This window comes from Paracoccus maritimus, from assembly GCF_025195095.1.
GTDB classification, from domain to species: Bacteria; Pseudomonadota; Alphaproteobacteria; order Rhodobacterales; family Rhodobacteraceae; genus Paracoccus; species Paracoccus maritimus.
The window spans coordinates 418,428-435,701 of sequence record NZ_JANAVZ010000001.1 but is presented as its reverse complement, the minus strand read 5'-3'; the positions used below and the strand labels follow the sequence as shown (position 1 = coordinate 435,701).

21 protein-coding genes are annotated in these 17,274 nt (G+C 64.4%); 13 read left to right on the top strand and 8 right to left on the bottom strand.

The annotated features are described in order from the left end of the window. The first annotated feature begins 64 nt into the window (after positions 1 to 64). The gene (locus MU516_RS02065; RefSeq protein ID WP_260275534.1) at positions 65 to 988 is read left to right on the top strand and encodes an ABC transporter ATP-binding protein; all 924 of its coding nucleotides are present in this window, start codon (positions 65 to 67) and stop codon (positions 986 to 988) included. Positions 989 to 991: 3 nt separating this feature from the next. Here the strand turns inward: MU516_RS02065 and MU516_RS02060 are convergent, their stop codons facing one another. Both MU516_RS02060 and MU516_RS02055 read right to left on the bottom strand, forming a co-directional pair. Beyond that, positions 992 to 1,375, bottom strand: a complete 384-nt coding sequence (locus MU516_RS02060) for an HIT domain-containing protein (RefSeq protein WP_260275533.1) — start codon at positions 1,373 to 1,375, stop codon at positions 992 to 994. Positions 1,376 to 1,389: 14 nt separating this feature from the next. Next, complete coding sequence (locus tag MU516_RS02055; protein WP_260275532.1) at positions 1,390 to 2,967, bottom strand: DUF5928 domain-containing protein; 1,578 nt, start codon at positions 2,965 to 2,967, stop codon at positions 1,390 to 1,392. Between the two features lie 157 nt (positions 2,968 to 3,124). On the opposite strand from MU516_RS02055, the gene MU516_RS02050 reads away from it, so the two are divergent. Continuing rightward, complete coding sequence (locus tag MU516_RS02050; protein ID WP_260275739.1) at positions 3,125 to 3,943, top strand: sulfotransferase family protein; 819 nt, start codon at positions 3,125 to 3,127, stop codon at positions 3,941 to 3,943. A 106-nt stretch (positions 3,944 to 4,049) separates the two neighbouring features. Here the strand turns inward: MU516_RS02050 and dps are convergent, their stop codons facing one another. From dps to ndk, 6 genes are all read right to left on the bottom strand, one after another. After that, positions 4,050 to 4,523 carry a DNA starvation/stationary phase protection protein Dps gene (dps, locus tag MU516_RS02045; RefSeq protein ID WP_260275531.1) on the bottom strand — a complete coding sequence of 158 codons (474 nt, stop codon included), beginning with the start codon at positions 4,521 to 4,523 and terminating at the stop codon, positions 4,050 to 4,052. 143 nt (positions 4,524 to 4,666) lie between these two features. Beyond that, positions 4,667 to 4,900, bottom strand: a complete 234-nt coding sequence (locus tag MU516_RS02040) for an acyl carrier protein (protein ID WP_136856302.1) — start codon at positions 4,898 to 4,900, stop codon at positions 4,667 to 4,669. A 170-nt stretch (positions 4,901 to 5,070) separates the two neighbouring features. After that, positions 5,071 to 5,808, bottom strand: coding sequence for a 3-oxoacyl-ACP reductase FabG (gene fabG / locus MU516_RS02035; protein ID WP_260275530.1), 738 nt, complete (start codon positions 5,806 to 5,808; stop codon positions 5,071 to 5,073). 44 nt (positions 5,809 to 5,852) lie between these two features. Continuing rightward, positions 5,853 to 6,779, bottom strand: a complete 927-nt coding sequence (gene fabD / locus MU516_RS02030; RefSeq protein ID WP_260275529.1) for an ACP S-malonyltransferase — start codon at positions 6,777 to 6,779, stop codon at positions 5,853 to 5,855. A 76-nt stretch (positions 6,780 to 6,855) separates the two neighbouring features. Beyond that, the gene (locus MU516_RS02025; RefSeq protein WP_260275528.1) at positions 6,856 to 7,422 is read right to left on the bottom strand and encodes a tyrosine-protein phosphatase; all 567 of its coding nucleotides are present in this window, start codon (positions 7,420 to 7,422) and stop codon (positions 6,856 to 6,858) included. A gap of 128 nt (positions 7,423 to 7,550) precedes the next feature. Further along, positions 7,551 to 7,973 carry a nucleoside-diphosphate kinase gene (ndk, locus tag MU516_RS02020; RefSeq protein WP_260275527.1) on the bottom strand — a complete coding sequence of 141 codons (423 nt, stop codon included), beginning with the start codon at positions 7,971 to 7,973 and terminating at the stop codon, positions 7,551 to 7,553. A 175-nt stretch (positions 7,974 to 8,148) separates the two neighbouring features. Here ndk and MU516_RS02015 point away from each other — a divergent pair, with 175 nt between their 5' ends. From MU516_RS02015 to urtA, 11 genes are all read left to right on the top strand, one after another. Then, positions 8,149 to 9,264 carry an AI-2E family transporter gene (locus MU516_RS02015; protein WP_260275526.1) on the top strand — a complete coding sequence of 372 codons (1,116 nt, stop codon included), beginning with the start codon at positions 8,149 to 8,151 and terminating at the stop codon, positions 9,262 to 9,264. A gap of 100 nt (positions 9,265 to 9,364) precedes the next feature. Beyond that, positions 9,365 to 10,120, top strand: a complete 756-nt coding sequence (locus MU516_RS02010) for a GNAT family N-acetyltransferase (protein WP_260275525.1) — start codon at positions 9,365 to 9,367, stop codon at positions 10,118 to 10,120. Positions 10,121 to 10,279: 159 nt separating this feature from the next. After that, positions 10,280 to 11,095, top strand: coding sequence for an urease accessory protein UreD (locus tag MU516_RS02005; protein ID WP_260275524.1), 816 nt, complete (start codon positions 10,280 to 10,282; stop codon positions 11,093 to 11,095). A 2-nt stretch (positions 11,096 to 11,097) separates the two neighbouring features. Then, entirely contained in the window at positions 11,098 to 11,409 is a 312-nt protein-coding gene (locus MU516_RS02000) for an urease subunit gamma (protein ID WP_260275523.1), read from the top strand. Position 11,410: 1 nt separating this feature from the next. Beyond that, a complete protein-coding gene (locus tag MU516_RS01995) occupies positions 11,411 to 11,974 on the top strand; it encodes a HupE/UreJ family protein (RefSeq protein ID WP_260275522.1) in 564 nt (187 codons plus the stop codon). A gap of 2 nt (positions 11,975 to 11,976) precedes the next feature. Next, complete coding sequence (locus tag MU516_RS01990) at positions 11,977 to 12,282, top strand: urease subunit beta (RefSeq protein WP_260275521.1); 306 nt, start codon at positions 11,977 to 11,979, stop codon at positions 12,280 to 12,282. Between the two features lies 1 nt (position 12,283). Further along, positions 12,284 to 13,972 (top strand): urease subunit alpha, encoded by a 1,689-nt coding sequence (gene ureC, locus MU516_RS01985; protein WP_260275520.1) that lies wholly within the window; start codon positions 12,284 to 12,286, stop codon positions 13,970 to 13,972. Positions 13,973 to 13,981: 9 nt separating this feature from the next. Then, positions 13,982 to 14,488 (top strand): urease accessory protein UreE, encoded by a 507-nt coding sequence (locus MU516_RS01980; protein WP_260275519.1) that lies wholly within the window; start codon positions 13,982 to 13,984, stop codon positions 14,486 to 14,488. Beyond that, positions 14,391 to 15,113 (top strand): urease accessory protein UreF, encoded by a 723-nt coding sequence (locus MU516_RS01975; RefSeq protein WP_260275518.1) that lies wholly within the window; start codon positions 14,391 to 14,393, stop codon positions 15,111 to 15,113. Before MU516_RS01980 ends, MU516_RS01975 begins: the two co-directional genes overlap by 98 nt. Next, positions 15,110 to 15,748 carry an urease accessory protein UreG gene (ureG, locus tag MU516_RS01970; protein ID WP_260275517.1) on the top strand — a complete coding sequence of 213 codons (639 nt, stop codon included), beginning with the start codon at positions 15,110 to 15,112 and terminating at the stop codon, positions 15,746 to 15,748. The genes MU516_RS01975 and ureG overlap by 4 nt, the downstream gene beginning before the upstream one ends. A gap of 217 nt (positions 15,749 to 15,965) precedes the next feature. Next, positions 15,966 to 17,225: an urea ABC transporter substrate-binding protein gene (urtA, locus tag MU516_RS01965; protein WP_425606801.1), complete on the top strand. Its 1,260-nt coding sequence runs from the start codon at positions 15,966 to 15,968 to the stop codon at positions 17,223 to 17,225. Positions 17,226 to 17,274 lie beyond the last annotated feature (49 nt).

Here is a 17,274-nt window from a genome sequence, read left to right as displayed (position 1 = left end):
TCATCTGGTCTAACCCCATTACCGCAGCGCACCCTGCCTTCGCAAGCTCCGCCAGGACCGATCCATGACCAACGCCATCGACATTTCCGGACTGCGCAAGACCTATCGCGCACAGGGCAACGCCCCCGCCAAGGAGGCCTTAAAGGGCATTGACCTGTCCATTCCCTCCGGCAGCATCTTCGGCCTGCTGGGACCGAATGGCGCGGGCAAATCGACGCTGATCAACATTCTTGCCGGTCTGGTCAACAAGACGGCGGGAAAGGTGACGATCTGGGGGTTCGATCAGGACGTGAACCCGCGGCAATCACGTGCCGCCATCGGGGTGATGCCGCAGGAACTGAACATGGACCCGTTCTTCACGCCCCGCGCCAGCCTGGAAGTGCAGGCCGGGCTTTACGGCGTGCCGAGATCCGAACGCTGGACCGACGAACTGCTGGAACTGGTCGGGCTGACCGACCAGGCCAATGCCTATGCAAGGAACCTGTCGGGCGGCATGCGCAGGCGGCTGCTTCTGGCCAAGGCTCTGGTCCACCGTCCGCAGATCCTTGTGCTGGACGAACCGACCGCCGGCGTGGACATCACCCTGCGCGAAATGCTGTGGAACAATGTCCGCAGGCTGAATCAGGCGGGGATGACGATCATCCTGACCACGCATTACCTCGAAGAGGCCGAACAGATGTGCGACGAGATCGCCATCATCAACCACGGCGAACTTATCGTCCGTCAGGGCACCCGCGAATTGCTGGGCCGCACCGACGGCAAGACGCTGATCATCGATTCGGGCGGGCAGACCCGCATCCCCGACCTGCCTGCGGGTGCGCGGGCCGAATGGCGCGATGACGGGCGGCTGGCGATCAGCTATCCGCCGTCGCGGATCCGGGCGGATCAGCTGTTGGACGCGCTGCGGGGCGCGGGCGTTCCGATCATTGATGTCGCAAGCGAGCAGCCCGATCTCGAGGATGTGTTCGTCGAGATGACGCGCGACTGAGATCTAGTCCCGCAACGCGATCATCGGCCCCATCGGCCTGCCACCCATGATATGCAGGTGGAAATGCGGAACCTCTTGCACGCCATGCGTGCCCGCATTGGTGATCGCGCGAAACCCGGCATTGCCGTCATCCAGCGACACGCCTTCCTTGGCGCAGACCTCGGCGCACAGCCGCATGAACCCGGCGATTTCGGCGTCCGGGGCATTGGCGGAAAAGTCGTCAAAGCTGACATAGCGGCCCTTGGGAATCACCAGCACATGGACCGGCGTTTTCGGGGCGATATCGCGGAACGCCAGCGCATGTTCGTTTTCGGCAACCGTGTCGTTGGGGATCTCTCCACGCAAGATCCTGGCGAAGATATTGCTGTCATCATAGTTGTATGCCATGGCCTCTGCCCTCGTCAGTCAGCGAAAAGATGTGATGTTGCGGCCAGATCCTGCGCGATTTCGGGCGATACTTCCAGAAAGCGTTGAAGGGACACCGCATTGCGGTCTTGGGGCGCGTCCGGCGTGATCGTCTCGAAACGCGCGAATCCCATATCCCGCAGAAGTTCGGCCTCATGATCCAGATCGTCGCGCACCACGGGCGCCAGTCGGCGCACGACCTCGTCGGGCGTCGTGGCAGCGATCAACCCGACACGCCCCATATGCCCACGCAGATAGTCATCGTCGAAGACCGTGTCGATGAACAGGATGCGAACCTCGGCGCGGTCGTTGGCGAAATCGCTGATCAGGCTCAGCGCCGAGGGATCGAGACACAGCACCAGATGCCGCGATTCGAACTGCTCGAACAACAGTCTGACCAGTGCGCGCCGATGGCGCTGTCGCTTGTCCACCGTCGACGCCACGCCCCCCATGTCGGGCAACCCAGCGTCGATCTCGTTGAAGATGTAATCCACCGCCGGGATCGGCGTCGTCTCGCGGATCCGCGCGGTCAGCCTCTTGGCGATGTGCCATTTCTTTGCAACGATCAGATGGACGACGCGCGCTCGCCCCAGACTGCTCTCGGCTTCCCAGAAACGCGGTGCAAAGCGCCGTCCGATCCGTCCGCGACCGGTCAGGAAGGTGAACAGCCGCGGCCCTTCGGCCGAAATGGGAAAATCGACGCCCTTCGCCTGCCAAATCTCACCCAGACGCGCGCGCAGTTGCAGCGCCTCGGCACTGATCTTGCGCGCGAACAGGAAATTCTGACGCAGCAGAAGATCATAGTGGTCGTTGTAGAACGTGACGGGCATGCCGTAATCGGTAAACATCAGAAACGTTGGCGAACTTGACCGGATGCGGTTCTTTGGCACGACATGAGCGACCAGGGTCTGAAAGAAGGTCTCGTCCGGAATCCACGTCGTTTTGAAGAAACGGATCAGTTGCGGTCGCGATCTGATCAGGTCCAGCACCGCCTCGACCGTCTGGCGTCTCAGACACCACCACTGCGACCCGATCATCATCTGCAGGCCTTCGGGCAGGCCGCGGCGCAGGCCAAGCCGCTTCTGCCAGTTCATGCTGGCATAGAACAACGCCTTCTGTGACCGTTCGTTGAACCAATGGCGATAGACCAGCCGTTCTTCCCGGATGCCGGTCTTGATCCAGTCGCTTTCGAAGAAATCGCAGGTCTCGATATAATCGCAATCCTCGGCGTCCAGAAAGGCCCGGGCATATTCGGCGGATTTGATCGGCATGCAATCGCCGGACAACAGATAGAAGTGCGATGCCTGTGGAAACGCCTGCTCGGCGGCCTGCAGGGCTTCCAACGTCGCAGCGACAAGCGACCATTCGCCCCAGCCGCATTTCAGTCGCCGCGCCGCAAAGGTAACCCGTGAGTTTCCACCCAGTGCCTCCCGGATCGCAGTGTCATGCTCGGGCGGCGCACTCCGGTCATAATGGATGGCGACGAAATCACCGGAGGCTGTCAGCCGCCTGGCCTGATCGATGACACCGCGCGGGTCCTTGTGGACCAGAAGGATGAAGGCGATACGGGCCATATGGGACGGAACTTCCACCGACTTCAGACGATCGAAGGGAAAACATTGAAAATCCCCTCGGCTTTTGATTTCTGTCTCTAAACATTTTCAGCGCGCGGGCAAGCCGGGCGAGTCAAGTCGCGCCATGCTGCGGTGCTGACGGAACGGAGTAATGGTGATGGGTTTTCCCGGCGTATGGATGACCGAAAGCGAAAGCATGATCTATCGGGTGGTGCCGAAATGCGCCTGTTCGACCATCGGCCAGATCATGTTCTATTCGGATCACGGGCAGTTTTTCGACGGCGACATCCATGATGCCAACGACGGTCTGCACAAATGGTCCCGAGAAGACAGCCAGCCCCTGATCAGCCATGCCGTGCGCGACCATTCCGCGCCGACATTCACCTGCGTACGCAACCCCTATGCGCGCATCCTGTCCTCGTTCTTCGACAAGATCGCCGGGATTCAGCGCAACGGCCGACGCTATCGTGGCAATCTGGTGCCGCAACTTGTCCAGCGATACGGGATCGATGTCGGAAGCCCCGAAAACGGGTTCGACTTCGATCAGGTCGCAAGCTTCCGCCGTTTCCTGCTGTTCGCCCGCGACACGATCCGCTTTCGCCGCCCGATGGAGCCGGACATTCACTGGTCGGCCATGTCAGGGCATATCTCGACCTTCATCGTCAACGGCGGTCGCTACGATCAGATATTCTACACCGAAACCTTCAATGACGGCATGCAGCAGGTTCTTGAAGCATGCGAAACCCCGGTCAGCATCGATCTGGCTCAGGTGCCCCGTTTCAACGAATCCGAAGGTCACGGGCCGAAGCGCGCCCACAAGGTCAGCGATTATTTCGACGATCTGTCGCGGCATCTGATCTGGGAAATCTACAAGGACGATTTCCAACTGTTCGGCTATGACTTCGACGATCCGGACAACAAGTTCCCGATCGGAGAGATCGATCTGGACGAGGTTCACGCCAAGTTGGGACGGTAAGCCCGGCTGCAACGGCCCTAGGCGAAGGATGGCACAAGCGCGCCTTCCTCCGCCTATGATGAATGGCCAGCGCTACGGGAATGGCGTCGCCGTGCGGCTCAGCAGATCACTCCAGATGGCTTTCCATGAACCAAAGATCCTTGTCGGCGGTTCTTGACGCCGCCGTCAGGATGTCGGCTGTGTCGGCGTCGCCTGCCTCGTCGGTCTTGTCGATTCCCTCACGCAGCTTGGCGCCGTGATCGCGCATCCGGTCGCAGATCGCGCGCAGATGATCCTCGGCCTTGGTCAAATCGGTCGGATAGGGTTCAAGCGAGGATTTCTTTGCGACCTCTTCCGCAGTTCCGACCGCGACGCCGTCCAGAATCTGGACACGCTCGGCCATCACGTCAATATGCTCTTGGTTATTGGCATAGACGGTGTCGAACAGCTCGTGCACAGCGATGAAGTTCTTGCCCTTCACGTTCCAATGCGCCTGCTTGATCGCCATACCCAGCGCCAAGGCGTCGGCAAGGCGCGCGTTCAATTCCGAGATCGCCGCTTTGCGGGCGTTATCCTTCAGTCCTTGCAGATTCACAGCCATTTCAAACTCCTTCCGGTTTGATGCGACAACACGGAAGCGCCCGACCGGGTTCCATCCATCACCGCAACGCCGACATGCGAAAACGGCGCCTTCCCGCAAGGGAAGACGCCGTCTGAAATGCCGTCGTCCAGAAACGCGTCGTCTTAGACCGCGCCCTTGATGAACGTGACCGCATCGCCGACAGTCTGAATGGTTTCGGCGGCGTCGTCCGGGATCTCGATACCGAACTCTTCCTCGAAAGCCATGACCAGCTCGACGGTGTCGAGGCTGTCTGCGCCCAGATCGTCGATGAAGGAAGCGGTTTCGACAACCTTGTCCTCGTCGACGCCCAGATGCTCAACCACGATCTTCTTCACGCGATCAGCGATATCGCTCATGTCATATCCTCATTCTCGCGGGCATCCGCCCAAGATTTGCGCGGGCATTGGCCCGGTTCGGCACAGGGCGGTTCCCCTGCTGCTAAAGGCGGGCATATAGCACCCATGAACGCTCATGCAACCTGTTTTCAACGGATTCTCGCGCCGCGTTGCAGCGTTGCAAAGTCGCCTCAGACCATTGCCATGCCGCCATTGACGTGCAGCGTGGCGCCGGTGACATAGCCCGCGTCCGGGCTGGCCAGATAGGTGACCGCCGCCGCGATGTCGCCCGGCGTGCCCATGGCGCCTGCGGGAATCTGCGTCAGGATCTTGCCTTTCTGGTCCTCGTTCAGCTTGTCGGTCATCGCCGTCTCGATGAAGCCGGGGGCCACGCAGTTGACGGTGATGCCCCGGCTTGCGACCTCGTAGGCCAGCGATTTCGACATGCCGACCAGGCCGGCCTTGGCCGCGGCATAGTTGCCCTGCCCCGGATTGCCGGTGGTGCCCACGACCGATGTGATGTTCACGATGCGACCCCAGCGTGCCTTCATCATGCCGCGCAGGACGGACCGCGACAGCCTGAACACACTGGTCAGATTGACCTCGAGCACCTGCGCCCACTCCTCGTCGGACATGCGCATGAACAGGTTGTCGCGCGTGATCCCGGCATTGTTGACCAGGATGTCGACAGACCCCATCGCCTCGGCCGCCGCTTTCGGCAGTGCGACCACCGCCTCGGCATCCGACAGATTCGCCGGCACCACATGCGCCCGCTCGCCCAGCCTGTCTGCCAGCTCGCGCAGCGGCGCCTCGCGCGTGCCCGACAGTGCGACGGTCGCGCCGGCGCCATGCAGCGCCTCGGCGATCGCGCCGCCGATGCCGCCCGATGCGCCGGTCACCAGCGCATTTTTTCCCGTCAGATCGAACATTGCTGCCCCTTCTTGTTTGCCCAAATACCCGGAAACGGGCGGTCTCAGCCCTTCAGCGCCAGAATATCCGCAGGCGTGCCGATATTCTTCACCGTCGCCTCTTTCGCGATCCGCTTGATCATGCCCGACAGCGCCTTGCCCGCGCCGATTTCCCAGAATTCGGTGACACCGGCCTCGGCAAGATTGACGATGGATTCGCGCCAGCGCACCGTGCCGGTGACCTGTTCGACCAGCAGCCTGCGGATCGCGCCGGGTTCGATCACCGCCTCGGCACGCACATTTGCGATCAGGGGCACGGCGGGCGGCTGGATGTCCACCCCGGCCAGCGCATCGGCCATCACGGCTGCCGCCGGTTGCATCAGCACGGAATGGAACGGCGCCGACACCGGCAGCATCAGCGCGCGCTTGGCCCCGGCCTCTTTCGCGGAGGCGGCGGCACGTTCGACCGCCTGCTTGTGTCCCGAAATGACCACCTGCGCGGGATCGTTGTCGTTCGCGGCCTGCACGACCTCGTCGCCGGCGGTGTCGCGCGCGATCCGATCGACGGTGTCGAAATCCAGCCCCAGGATCGCGGCCATCGCGCCCTGTCCGACCGGCACGGCCTCTTGCATGGCCTGTCCGCGCAGGCGCAGCAGCCGGGCCGTATCCTCAAGGCTCAGCGACCCGGCCGCGCAAAGGGCCGAATATTCGCCCAGCGAATGCCCTGCCACATAGTTCGCTTCCTGAATGCCCAGACCCTCGGCCTCCAGCGCACGGAACGCGGCCATCGAGGCAGCCATCAAGGCAGGCTGCGCGTTCTGGGTCAGGGTCAGGGTCTCGATATCGCCGTTCCAGATCAGATCGGACAGTTTTTCGCCCAAGGCTTCGTCCACCTGATCGAATACGTCGCGCGCGGCCGGATAGGCCTCGGCCAGTTCACGACCCATCCCGATGGTCTGCGCCCCCTGCCCCGGAAAGACGAATGCCCGCATTGCGGCCCCCTGAAAATATGTTCCCGATAAACGGCATACCTTGCACGGGGCCTTGCCGCAACTGACAGCACCAAGCCTAGCTGTCGGGAAAGCCCAGCCAGGGTTCCATGTCCTCCCAGGTGACGTCCATGGGATAGGCACGGCTCAGCCCCGGAATGCCGATATGACCGAAGATCGGTGACAACTGCCATTCCGCCGCCTCCTCGCCGCCGCCGGCGATTCCGGCGACATACAGCGCCGCGGCAAGCCCGGTCCGGTCAGCCCCGCCCATGCAATGGATCAACAGCGGCTTTGGCGCATCGCGCATGACCTGCAACAGGTCCTGAACCTGTGCGCGATCCAGCGATCGCGCCGCGGACATGCGAAAATCGATATGCCCGATGCCCAGACGCTCGGCCACGCCGCGCTCGGCCTCATACCAGTCGGCGCCGGCATTTTCCCCGCGCAGGTTCAGCACCGTGGCGATGCCGTGCTCGCGCTTCCAGCGCGCCAGCCGCTGCCCGTCCATCTGCGCCGCACGATACACCTCGCCCGCGACAACCGCATGAAAATTCCCGCTAAGCTGCAGATAGGCCAGATAAACGATCGCCGCCGCCAGCATCACGCCAACGCTAACAATGCAGCGCCTGATCCATCGCCACATGCCTATCTCCGATCCAGATCGCCCAACCGCGATAGCACCTTGGCGTCCGTTCAATAATAACAACAGCGAGAGCGCATGAAAAAAGGCGCCCCGTGGGACGCCTTTCCTGGATGCCGTATCGCGGCAGCTTAGCCGACCAGTTCAAGACCCGAGAAGAAGAAGGCAATCTCTTCCTTGGCGGTATCCGGCGCGTCCGACCCGTGGACCGAATTTTCACCAACCGACAGCGCGAATTCCTTGCGGATGGTGCCCTCGTCGGCATTTGCCGGGTTCGTGGCGCCCATCACTTCGCGGTTCTTGGCGATGGCGTTCTCGCCTTCCAGCACCTGCACCACGACCGGCTCGGACGCCATGAATTCGACCAGTTCGCCGTAGAAGGGGCGATCCTTGTGAACCTCGTAGAACTTGCCGGCCTGTTCGGGCGACAGCTTGATGCGCTTCTGCGCGACGATGCGCAGACCCGCGTCTTCGAACTTGGCGTTGATCTTGCCGGTCAGGTTGCGCTTGGTCGCATCGGGCTTGATAATCGAAAGGGTCCGTTCGGTGGCCATGTCTCTACCTTGTCTGAATGCGGCGGATCTGCTCCGCCCGCCTGTGAAATCCGCGCCCCGTTAGCAGGCTTGCCCCCCACGGGCAAGGACAAGCGCCAGTCCACCCCGACCCTTTCGCCTATCCCGAAACATGCTAGGAGTGACCCTGAACCGCGTCCGACAAGAAGGTGCCGCGATGTCCAGCCCCCGGCCCGACCGACCCGAACCGCCAGACCGCGCCGGCCGTTCCGGCCTGCACGACGTGCCATTCGCGACGATCATCGCGGTCTTTGCCATCGGCCTTCTGCTGGCAGCGATCTGGACATGGTCCAGCGTGCTTCTGATGGGCTTTGCGGCGATCCTTCTGGCGATTGCGCTGCGTGGCGGGGCACAGGTGCTGAACCGCCGCCTTGGCCTGCCGTTCAAACCGGGCGTGCTGCTGACCGCGCTGCTCGCCGCCGCGATCTTCGCCGGGCTGTTCACCGCAGCCGGCCCTGCCGTCTCGCAGCAATTCAACGAGCTTCTGAAAAGCCTGCCCGCCGCGTGGCGGCAGGTCAGCGACTGGCTGGAAGGCAGCAGCATCGGCCAGTTCATCGAACGGCGCATCGACCCCTCATCGGGCAACGGACAATCCTCGGGCAGTTCCGGCGGGATCCCGTCGATCTTCGGATACCTGACCGGAACCATCACAACGGTATTCGGCGGTCTGGCCAACCTGGTGCTGATGCTGACGATGGCCATCTTTCTGGCGCTGGATGCGCCCAGCTATCGCGGTGGTTTCCTGCGGCTGATCCCGTTGTTCTACCGCGACCGCGCGGCCGGAATCCTGGACGAATGCAGTACCGCATTGGCACGGTGGATGGGCGGACAAGCGCTGGACATGCTGGTGGTCGCTTTGCTGACAGGGCTGGGGCTGTGGCTGCTGGGTGTGCCGCTTGCCATGGTTCTGGGCCTGATCGCCGGGTTGACCAACATCATCCCGGTGATCGGCCCCTTCATGTCGGGGATCCCCGCGGTGATGTTCGCATTGACCCAGGGCGTCGATCAGGCCGCCTATGTCACGCTTCTGTTCGTGGTCATCCAGCAAATCGAGGGTAATGTCCTGATGCCGATGATCCAGAAATACGCCGCCCATCTGCCGCCAGTGCTGACGGTGCTGGCGATCGTCGCTTTCGGCAGCCTGTTCGGGCTGTTCGGCATCATCCTTGCGACACCGCTTCTGCTGGTCTCGATCATCCTGGTCCAGAGATTGTATATCGAGGATGTTCTGGGCGATTCCCTTCCCGCCCGAGACACACAGGACACGGATTAGGCAGGTGGACCGGAAAAACCGCTTCCAGACATTGCGCTTTCGCGGAAATGACACAACATCTGGCTAAGGCTTGGGCCAAGGCAACAGAGGCGCATCCGACATGCAGCCATTTCGCAGAGGCCGCTACCGGGCAAGGCTGGCAGAGACCCCAGAAGACATCGGCGCCGCGCAGCGACTGCGCTGGCTTTGCTTCGTCGCGCGCAACGGCGCGGCGGACGACGGATTGCAGATCGACGCCGACCGGCTGGACGACGATTGCCTGCACATGCTGATCGAGCTGGCGGACACCGGCCAGCTTGTCTGCTGCTATCGCTTTCTTCCGCTGTCCGGCGGGTCCGAGATCGCGCGCAGCTACTCGGCACAGTTCTACAACCTGTCGGCGCTGGAATCCTTTGACGGCCCCATGGTCGAAATGGGGCGGTTCTGCATCCATCCCGAATTCCGCGACCCCGACATCATCCGCACGGCATGGGCCGCCATGACCCGCCATGTCGATGAGACGGGAATCGAAATGCTGTTCGGCTGTTCCAGCTTCGTGGGCACCGAACCCGAAGACCATGCCGAGGCTTTCGCGATGCTGAAGGAACGCCACCTTGCCCCGCGCAGATGGTGGCCGCGGGTCAAGGCGCCCAAGGTCTTCCGCTTCGCGCGCGCCTTGCGCCTGCGCAAGCCCGACCCGAAACGCGCCATGGCTGCCATGCCGCCCTTGCTGCGCAGCTATCTGGCGATGGGCGGCTGGGTCAGCGATCACGCGGTGGTCGATCCGGCCCTGCGCACCATGCATGTCTTCACCGGCGTCGAGATCCGCGCGATCCCGCCCGCGCGCCGCAAGTTGCTGCGGGCGGTCTCTGGCTGACGCGGCGACAGCGCCCGGGCGTCCCGCCACGCAAGAACTGCCCGAAATACGGGCAAGTTGCGCCGATCATTTGCACTGACGGCATTCCTGCCCGCTATCCGGGCAGCGCCCGTCGCCTCGCGCATTGACCTTGCCCTGTGCGGGGCGCCCTCTCGCGCCATGTTCGACATACCCGCCCCCTCTCGGATCATGCAGCGCAGCAGCGGCCGCGCGAATGTCGTCATGGGACCGCGCGGCATCGTAGATCTGGCGCAATCGGGATCGGCCAAGGCGATGCTGCCGCGGATGACGGCGGGCCTGCCCGAAATCGTGTTCCTGAACACCTCGGGCGGGCTGGCATCCGGCGACCGGCTAGAATTCGGCGTCGATCTGCGTCCCCGCACGCGGGCGCTGGCCACCACCCAGACCGCCGAGCGCGCCTATCGCGCCGAAGCGGGTCCGGCCCGCGCCGCCGTGCATCTGCGGGTCGGTCAGGGCGCGTGGCTGGACTGGCTGCCACAAGAAACCATCCTGTTCGATGGCGCGCGGCTGACCCGCGAAACTCGGATCGATCTGGCGCCGGACGCGGGCTGCATGCTGCTGGAAACCGTCGTGCTGGGACGGCTGGCGATGGGCGAGCGCCTGGCCCGCCTGTCGCTGACCGACCGGCGCATCGTGCGGCGCGCGGGACGGGTGGTCCATCACGACGCGCTGGCGCTGGACGATGCGGCGCTGCCCCGCCTGGCCGGTGCGGCGATGCTGAACGGTGCCCGCGCGATGTCCACCCTGACGGTAATCGCGCCCAACGCCGCCGACCTTCTTGACCGCGCGCGCGGTCTGCTGGACGAACCCGGCGTCACCGCCGCCGCCAGCGCCCCGCCCGGACGACTGATCTTGCGCCTGCTGGCCGCCGACGGCTGGCCGCTGCGGCGACAGATCACCCGCCTTCTGGCCGGTTTGCGCCCCGATCCCCTTCCCCGTATCTGGCAGGTCTGAAGATGAATCTTTCCCCCCGCGAACGCGAAAAGCTGCTGGTCTCGGTCGCCGCCATGGTCGCCCGTGGCCGATTGCAGCGCGGCGTCAGGCTGAACCACCCCGAGGCGATCGCGCTGATCACCGATTTCGTGGTCGAGGGCGCACGCGACGGCCGTTCGGTCGCCGACCTTATGCAGGCCGGCGCGCATGTGATCACGGCCGGCCAGTGCATGGAGGGCGTGCCCGAGATGATCGAATCCGTGCAGGTCGAGGCGACCTTTCCCGACGGCACCAAGCTGGTGACCGTCCACCATCCCATCCGGCAAGAGGCCTGACATGAAGAATATCCCGCGCATCACCACAGCAGCCCTTCTGCTGCCGCACGCCGCACTGGCCCATCCCGGCCATGAACAGGGCCAGTTCCTTGGCGGGCTGTCGCATCCGGTCGGCGGCGCGGACCATCTGCTGGCAATGGTCGCGCTTGGCCTCTTGGCCGCGCAATACGGCGGCCGGGGGGTCTGGGCCCTGCCGCTGACCTTCGTCGGCAGCATGATCGCGGGCGGGCTGTCGGGCTATGCCGGGCTTCCCTTCCCGGGGGTCGAGCCGATGATCCTGGCCTCGGTCGTCATCCTGGGCGTGCTGGTGGCGATGGCCGCCCGCCCGCCGCTTGGCGTGCTGCTGCCGGGTGTGGCGCTGTTCGGCTTCGCGCATGGCTGGGCGCATGGCGCAGAAGGGCCCGCCAGCGGCATGATCCCTTATGCTGCGGGTTTCGCGCTGATGACGATCGGCCTTCATCTGGCGGGGATCGGCGCGGGCCGGTTGCTGCAGCGGGGCGCGCTGCTGCGCGGACTTGGCGGCAGCACCGCGCTGGCCGGTCTGGCGCTGGCCTTCGGGGGTTGACCATGATCCCCGGTGAAATCCTGCCCGCCGAAGGCCAGATCACGCTGAATCACGGCCGGGACCCGGTCACGGTCATGGTCGCCAATACCGGCGACCGCCCGATCCAGGTCGGCAGCCACTATCATTTCGCCGAAACCAACCCCGCGCTGGATTTCGACCGGGCCGCCGCGCGCGGCATGCGCCTGTCGATCCCGGCGGGCACCGCCGTCAGGTTCGAACCCGGCCAGTCGCGCGAGGTCCAGTTGATCCCCTATGCCGGCGACCGCGTCGTCCAGGGATTCCGCCAAGACATCATGGGGGCGCTGTAGCATGGCCCAGACACTCAGCCGCGCCGACTATGCGGCGCTTTACGGCCCGACCACGGGCGACCGGATCCGGCTTGCCGATACGGAATTGCTGATCCAGGTCGAACGCGACCTGACCGTGCCGGGCGAAGAGGTGAAATTCGGCGGCGGCAAGGTCGTGCGCGACGGCATGGGCCAGTCCCAGATCACCCGCGAGGGCGGCGCGATGGACACGGTCATCACCGGCGTCGTCGTCTTCGACCATCAGGGCATCGTCAAGGCCGATGTCGGGCTGAAGGACGGGCGCATCGCGGGCATCGGCAAGGCGGGCAATCCCGACACCCAGCCGGGCGTCACCCTGATCATCGGACCGGGAACCGAGATCATTGCGGGTGAAGGCCGCATCCTGACCCCCGGCGGCTTCGACTGCCATATCCATTTCATCTGCCCGCAGCAGGTCGATCACGCGATCCATTCCGGCGTCACCACCATGCTGGGCGGCGGCACCGGCCCCGCGCATGGCACGCTGGCCACGACCTGCACCCCCGGCCCCTGGCATATCGCCCGGATGATGGAGGCCTGCGCCGACCTGCCCGTCAATATTGGCATCGCGGGCAAGGGCAACGCATCGCTGCCCGCGCCGCTGCAGGAACAGATCCGCGCGGGCGCCTGCGCGCTGAAGCTGCACGAGGACTGGGGCACCACCCCCGCTGCCATCGACAACTGCCTGACGGTCGCCGATGCGATGGACGTGCAGGTGATGATCCATACCGACACGCTGAACGAATCGGGCTTTGTCGAGGATACGATGGCCGCCATCGCCGGCAGGACGATCCATGCCTATCACACCGAGGGCGCGGGCGGCGGCCATGCCCCCGACATCATTCGCATGGTCGGCATGTCGAACGTGCTGCCATCGTCCACCAACCCGACGCGGCCCTATACCGGCAATACCATCGAGGAACATCTGGACATGCTGATGGTCTGCCACCATCTGGACCGGCGCGTGCCCGAGGATGTGTCCTTCGCCGAAAGCCGCATCCGGCGCGAAACCATCGCCGCCGAAGATATCCTGCACGATCTGGGGGCCTTCAGCGTCATTTCGTCGGACAGTCAGGCCATGGGTCGCGTGGGCGAGGTGATCATCCGCACCTGGCAGACCGCGGACAAGATGCGCCGCCAGCGTGGTCGCCTGCCCGGCGAACAGGGTCAGAACGACAACCTGCGCGCCCGCCGCTATATCGCCAAATACACAATCAACCCGGCGATCGCGCATGGCGTCTCGCGCCATATCGGCAGCATAGAAGGTGGCAAGCGCGCCGATCTGGTCCTGTGGTCGCCCGCCTTCTTCGGCGTGAAGCCTGAAATGGTTCTGGTCGGCGGCCAGATCGCGGTGGCGCAGATGGGCGATCCGAACGGCTCGATCCCGGTGCAGCCGGTCTTCAGCCGCCCGATGTGGGGACATACGGGCCGCGCGTCGGCGTTGTTCGTCAGTCAGGCGGGGCTGGATGCGGGGGTGGGCGACGGTCTGTCAAAATCGCTGATCGCGGTCGAAAACACCCGCGGCATCGGCAAGGCCGACATGGCGCTGAACGACGCCATGCCCGAAATCGAGGTCGATCCCGAAACCTACGAGGTCCGCGCAGATGGTCAGTTGCTGACCTGCGAACCCGCGACCGAGCTGCCGATGGCGCAGCGTTATTTCCTGTTCTGAGGCCGAAAGATGACACTTCACTGCCACAGCATCATCCGCCAAGCCCACGGCCCCTTCGCGGGCGAGCTGCGTCTGGACTACGAATCCCGCCTGCTGCGCCGCAAGCGGCTGACCTTCGATGCGGGGGATTTCCTGCTGGATCTGCCCGAGGTCACCAGCGTCGAGGATGGCGACGCGTTCCTGCTGTCCGACGGCCGCCGGATCGTCATGCGCGCTGCGCCGGAACCAGTGCTGGTCGTGACCGGCGATCTGCCCCGGCTGGCTTGGCATATCGGCAACCGCCACACCCCCTGCCGGATAGAAGCCGCCCGCCTGATCATCCGCCAGGACCATGTACTTGAAGCCATGCTGCGCCAACTTGGCGCCACGGTCGAACGCGCCGATCTGCCGTTCAGCCCCGAAGGCGGCGCCTATGGCCATGGCCGCACCTTCGGACATGATCACGGCCACAGCCACGATCACGACGCCGGTCACGATCACGGCCACCGCCATGACCATCATCACGACCACGCCTGAAGCCGCGCGGCTGCGGCTGGCGCAATATCTGTCGCCCGCCTTTCCGGTGGGCGGTTTTGCATGGTCGCAGGGTCTGGAACACGCGATGGACCGGCACGCCGTGACACGCAGCACCCTGACTGTCTGGCTGACCGACTGGCTGGAACATGGCGCGGGATGGACCGACGCCGTGCTGATCGCGCTGTCGCTGCACGACGATGCCGATCACGCCGGGCTGGACGATCTGGCCCGCGCTTCCTGCCTGACCTCGGAGCGGCTGACCGAAACGCTGGAACAGGGCGCGGCCTTCGCCGCCAACGTATCTGCGATTGATCGGCCACTGCCCCCCTCCGCACTGCCGGTGGCTTTCGGACGGGCCTGCGCGGCGATGCCCCTGCCCCGTACCGAACTGATCGCGGCCTGGCTTCAGGCGCAGGCCGCCGCGCTGATCAGCGCGGCGGTGCGCTTTCTGCCGCTGGGCCCGGTCGAGGGACAGGCCATGCTGGCCGCCCTGCAACCCGCGATCCTGCGCACGGCGGCGCGCGCCGCGGCGGCCTCTCACACCGATCTTCACAGCGCCACATGGGGCGCGGACATCGCCGCCATGTGCCACGAAACCATGCAGACAAGGATTTTCCGATCATGAGCCTGCCCCCGCCCACCAGTCACGGCCCCTTGCGCGTCGGCATCGGCGGCCCCGTCGGCGCCGGCAAGACCACCCTGACCGAACATCTGGCGCGCGCATTGTCACCGCGCCTGTCGATGGCCGTCATCACAAACGACATCTATACCCGCGAGGATGCCGAGGCGCTGATGCGCGCGCAGGTTCTGCCCGCCGAACGCATCCGGGGCGTCGAAACCGGCGGCTGCCCGCATACCGCGATCCGCGAGGATGCCAGCATCAACCTGGCCGCCATCGCCGATCTGAACGCGGCATTTCCTGACCTGCAGCTGATCCTGATCGAATCGGGCGGCGACAACCTGGCCGCGACCTTTTCGCCCGAACTGGCCGATCTGACGATCTATGTCATCGACACCGCCGCGGGTCAGGATATCCCGCGCAAGCGCGGACCCGGCCTTGCCCGGTCCGATCTGCTGATCGTGAACAAGACCGATCTGGCCCCGCATGTCGGCGTGGACCCGGTGCTGCTGGAATCCGATGCGGTCGAATCCCGTGGTGCCCGCCCGGTGATCATGGCCGCGCTGCGCCATGGAATCGGCGTCGATCGGATCGTCGAATTCCTGATCCGGCAGGGTGGGCTGACGCCCGAACCGGCCTGAAGCTGCCCGATTGTCGGGCAGCGCGGGCCGGCTCTGCCGCCTGGCCGCACAAACCCTGCCCGGCTCGCGCCAAGGTTGCTCGAATCCTGTCCAACTGCCTCTTTTTCCGCTCTTTCTGCATCTGCGAAGGCGCGATCCTTCCACGACATAACAACAGGGACACTGGCCAGCGGGTCAGGCGGAAAGGGCGACAATGAACACTGTCACGAAGATGCTGATGCTGAGCAGCGCGATCGCGCTGGCCAACGGCGCATGGGCGCAAGAAGGAGAACCGATCAAGATCGGCGTCCTGCATTCGCTGTCCGGCACGATGGCGATTTCCGAAACGACGCTGAAGGACACCGTCCTGATGATGGTCGAACAGCAGAACGCCAAGGGCGGGCTTCTGGGCCGCCCGATCGAGGCGGTCGTCGTCGATCCGGCCTCGGACTGGCCGCTGTTTGCCGAAAAGGCCCGCGAATTGCTGACCGTCAGTGACGTGGATGCGATCTTCGGTTGCTGGACCAGCGTCAGCCGCAAATCCGTGCTGCCGGTGATCGAGGAACTGAACGGCCTGCTGTTCTATCCCGTGCAGTACGAGGGCGAGGAATCCTCGAAGAACGTCATCTATACCGGAGCCGCCCCGAACCAGCAGGCGATCCCGGCGGTGGACTACATGGCCCAGGAACTGGGCGTCGAGAAATGGGCCCTGCTGGGAACCGACTATGTCTATCCGCGCACCACGAACAACATCCTGGAAAGATACCTGACCGACAACGAACTGGCCGACGGCAAGATCTTCGTGAACTACACGCCGTTCGGCCATTCCGACTGGTCCAAGGTCGTCTCGGACGTCGTCGCACTGGGGGCAGACGGCAAGAAGGTCGGGGTCGTGTCGACCATCAACGGCGACGCGAATGTGGGCTTCTACAAGGAACTTGCGGCGGCCGGCGTCAGTGCCGACGACATTCCGGTGATGGCCTTCTCGGTCGGCGAAGAGGAACTGTCCGGGCTGGATACCGCCAATCTGGTCGGTCACATGGCGGCCTGGAACTATTTCGAAACGGCAGACACGCCCGAGAACGCCGCCTTCATCGAGGAATGGCACAAATTCACCGGCGACGACAGCCGGGTGACGAATGACCCGATGGAAGCCACGATGATCGGCTTCAACGCATGGGTTGCGGCGGTCGAGAAGGCCGGTACGACCGATGTCGATCCGGTGCTGGACGCGATCGTGGGGGTCGAGGTGCCGAACCTGACCGGCGGCACCGCCACGGTCCTGCCGAACCACCACCTGACCAAGCCCGTGCTGATCGGCGAGATCCGCGAGGACGGCCAGTTCGACATCGTCAGCCAGACCGATCCCGTGCCGGGCGACGCCTGGACCGATTTCCTGCCGGAATCGGCGGTCCTGGATGCCGATTGGCCGGGCAAGTCCTGCGGCATGTGGAACACCGAAAGCAACAGCTGCGTGCAGGTTCAGTCGAACTACTGATCCGCGCGCCGCGAAGGGGCGGATCCGCCCCTTCGCCCCCAGCCCAGGG